We start from the raw sequence: 3,567 nt of genomic DNA on the forward strand, positions 1-3,567 counted from the left end.
CCTTGCGCAAGGCCGCGATTCTGGAGAAACTCAAGCAACCAGAGAAGGCAATTGCCGCTCTCGAAGATGCGATTCAGTCCAATGGGGACAAGGTTGAGACACGCATTCGTATCACCACGCTTCTGATTGCCAAGGGCGATAAGGCCGGAGCCATCAAGCAGCTCGCCGAGGCGGAAAAGCTCGCACTCCCCGAGCCCGGTATCTGGGGACAGTTGGGGCAGCTCTACAAGCAGGCGGGTGATACGGCGGGTGAGCGACGGACCCTGGAGAAGAACCAGGCCTACACCCTGCGCCAGCAACAGCTCCAGGCTCAGGAGCAGGCACTCGCAGCCAAAAATGCCCCGTCGGATAAAAACGCTCCGGGCAAGAAATAGATGCCACCTCGCGCCGGAGTGCTCTACCTAATCGCCACACCCATTGGCAACCTGGAGGACATCACGGCGCGGGCGCTGCGCCTCTTGCGGGAAGTGGATGTGATTGCTGCCGAGGACACACGGGTTACCCGTAAGCTCCTGGCGCACTTTGACATCCACACGCCGCTGATCTCCTTCCATGCGCACTCGTCGGCGGGGCGGCAGGATGCTCTCCTGGGCCGACTTCTGGCGGGTGCGTCGGTGGCGCTGGTCTCGGATGCGGGGACGCCGTGTGTCTCAGACCCTGGCGCAGATTTAGTGGCTGAGGTGGTGTCTGCGGGGGTGCGTGTCGAGCCGATTCCCGGGGCGAGCGCTCCGCTCTGTGCCCTTATCGCCTCCGGGCTGCCTACCGGGCGTTTTGTTTTCGAGGGGTTTCTGCCCCGCACCAAGCCGGACTTTCGGGCGCGTGTCAAACAGCTCGCCCGTGAGGAGCGCACGACCATTCTTTTCGAAGCGCCGCCGCGTCTGATTGAGACCCTGAAGGCGCTGGCAGCGGCGTGCGGCGAGGATCGTCCGGCGAGCGTGGGCCGTGAGCTGACCAAGAAATTCGAGGAGCACGTGCGCGGCTCGCTCGCCGAGATTATCGCGCACTTTCAAGAGACGCCCCCGCGTGGTGAGTGCGTGATCGTGGTGGGCGGCGCACCACCCCAGCCCGAAGAAGCGCCCAACCCCGATGCCTTGCTGCTCCAGGCGCTCGCCGAAGGAAGCTCGCCCAAAGACGCGGCTCGCAGTGTCGCCACGGCCACAGGGCTTGCCAAAAACACACTCTACCAGCGGGTTCTGGAACTACGGGATCAGGTGACGTAGATTGGGTTGGTGGACGTAGATCGGGTTGGTGAAGGCCCAGGGGCGCACTCCGAGAAAGAGCGGCCCGCGCTGTGCCCCCACCTGGTAGGCTTCGATCCGATAGGCACCGGGTTTATCGGCGCAAAAGCTCAGGCGGCCCTTGCCCGCCGCCACAATGCCTTCCCCCGCCCGGTAGAGCCGCAGAAGCGCCGTCTCTGGCCCCATCGCCGTCAGCATTGCACCAATCAGCGCGTCATCGCCCATGCGAGTTTCCCCCTGGCCCCCGATAACGGGGGAAGCTGCGGTAAACTCCAGCGCAATCTCCCCGAGGCAGTCGTAGGCGAAGTAGCAGTGCCCGGCGCGAATGGCTGTGTGAATGGCCTTGGGGGTGCGTGTCTCGGCAAGAACATGCGTGGTGACGGCGCGAAACGAGTTCTCATAGCTCGGGATTGGGTGCTTTTTCTTGCCGATCTTCAGGAGCGCGTGGGCATCGAGTGCGCCCAGCCCGATCTGTTTCTTGCCCTGCGCGAGCAAGCGATCCCAGCTCGCCAGCGACGCGTCTGGGCGGGTGCAAATGGCTTTAAGTACGGCGAGCTCGCCTTTGAGCCTCCAGAGCGGCAGAAGCCACGCGAGCGAGAGCGGGTTGATGTGCTCACGCGCCACGGTCGAGAGGTTAAGCGCCTCCAATCCCTCGCAGCCTTTTGCGTCCCAGGCATCCCACGGGTGCTTCATGTCGTCGGGCAACGAGACCAGCGGCAGCCCCCCCATGGCCAGAATTGCGTCTATGGCAACTTGCGGCGGCTGGCTAGGAGCAAACTCGAAATCTCCCGGCAAGTCCAGTGCGAGCAGAAACGCCCCGCCTTTGACCGTGATCTCGTCGCCGACAATCAGAAACGGAGTCTGCCCCGCGTAGTGCTCCTCTAAACCATCGGCCTTGGGACGCATCGTGTTGTGATCGGTGAGAAGCACGAAGTCCACGCCCGCCGCTTTGGCCGCCGCCATCACGGCTTCAATGGTGCCCGCACCGTCGGAGTAGGTGCAGGTGTGAACATGGAGGGCGCCGCGCAGCCACGCTGCGTTTTGAACCCACCCCGGTTGAACCCACCCCGGCTCGTTCCTCGCCGACCCTCCCTTGGCCAAGGGAGGGTGGCCAGAGTGAGGAACGAACGGAGGCCGGGTGGGTTCAGGCCGGGTGGGTTCAGGCCGGGCAGGGGTTAAGGGTTGCCACAAGAAGCGCCCGGCGAGTGCGTCCCAGAACCCGCGTGCGCCCAGCACGGTGGCGGCAATTCGGAGCTTGGTGCGAAGAGACGAAGCCATAAAACAAGATACCGTGACGGTAAAACGTCCGGCTATGGGGCCTGTGGCCGCCTCGCTTCGCTCGGAAATTCCGCCGAAGGCGCGGCGCGAAGCGCCCCATAGCCGGACGTTCATCGTCCGTGCGCGAAAATTAGAACGTCACCGTCTGGCCGGACTTGCTGGAGGCGTAGATGGCTTCCAGAACCTCAGACACGACGCAGGCTTGCTCGGGGGTGACAATCAGCTTGCCGTTGCCGCGCACGGCTTCAATCCAGACACGGGCCTCGACATCCTCGGCCTTGGACGATGCACCGTCGTAGAACGCGACGCCGCCCGCCTCGGTCTGCACTTTGGTGTCGTAGAGGCGCGAGTGGTGCTCCCCGTTGATCCAGAGACCGCCGTTCATGTCCGCACCCGCCTCGGTGCCAAAGAGCGTACACTTGGCCTCGCCGCCCTCGCGGACATTGAGCGCCCAGCTCGACTCCAAGTAGATGGTGGAGCCGTTCTTCAGCTTGATAAAGCCAAAGGCGCTATCTTCAACGGTGTACTCTTTAGGGTCCCACGGCCCCCAGGCATTGGCGGAGTTCGGTCGGTCGGCCAGCTTGCGGAAGACCGAGCCGGTGACAGACGCCACTTCGTAGTTGCCCATCAGCCAGAGCGTGAGATCCAGCGCGTGGGTCCCGATATCAATCAGTGGCCCGCCGCCCTGCTTCTCTTCGTCTAAAAACACGCCCCAGGTGGGGACGGCGCGGCGACGGACCGCGTGGGCCTTGGCCATATAAATCTCGCCCAGCTCGCCCGCGTCAATGCGCTGCTTGAGGGCCTGGCTGTCGGCGCGGTAGCGGGACTGGTAGCCGATGGTGAGCAGCTTGCCGCTCTTCTTGGCCGCTGCCACCATGGCGCGCGCACCGTCGGCGGTCTTGGCCATAGGCTTCTCGCACATGACGTTCAGGCCGGACTCCAGCGCCGCAATCGCGATCTCGTGGTGCGAGCTATTGGGGGTGCAGATGTGCACGGCATCCAGTCCGCCCACGCTGAGCAGCTCTTTGTAGTCCGTGTAGACCTTTGCGCC

Annotated in this window: 4 protein-coding genes; 2 read left to right on the top strand and 2 right to left on the bottom strand. The window is 63.9% G+C overall.

The annotated features are described in order from the left end of the window. Together ACH2EH_RS17270 and rsmI are read left to right on the top strand one after the other, a co-directional pair. Positions 1-374 (top strand): hypothetical protein (locus tag ACH2EH_RS17270; RefSeq protein ID WP_395143515.1); only part of this gene is annotated, 374 nt, incomplete at its 5' end. Further along, the gene (gene rsmI / locus ACH2EH_RS17275) at positions 375-1,220 is read left to right on the top strand and encodes a 16S rRNA (cytidine(1402)-2'-O)-methyltransferase (protein WP_395143517.1); all 846 of its coding nucleotides are present in this window, start codon (positions 375-377) and stop codon (positions 1,218-1,220) included. On the opposite strand, the gene ACH2EH_RS17280 is transcribed toward rsmI, so the two are convergent. Together ACH2EH_RS17280 and ACH2EH_RS17285 are read right to left on the bottom strand one after the other, a co-directional pair. Further along, a complete protein-coding gene (locus ACH2EH_RS17280; protein ID WP_395143519.1) occupies positions 1,200-2,516 on the bottom strand; it encodes a CehA/McbA family metallohydrolase in 1,317 nt (438 codons plus the stop codon). The genes rsmI and ACH2EH_RS17280 overlap by 21 nt on opposite strands. A gap of 130 nt (positions 2,517-2,646) precedes the next feature. Beyond that, positions 2,647-3,567: Gfo/Idh/MocA family protein (locus tag ACH2EH_RS17285; RefSeq protein WP_395143520.1), on the bottom strand; the 921-nt coding region annotated here is incomplete at its 5' end.

Source organism: Armatimonas sp., assembly GCF_043760365.1.
Lineage (GTDB): Bacteria > Armatimonadota > Armatimonadia > Armatimonadales > Armatimonadaceae > Armatimonas.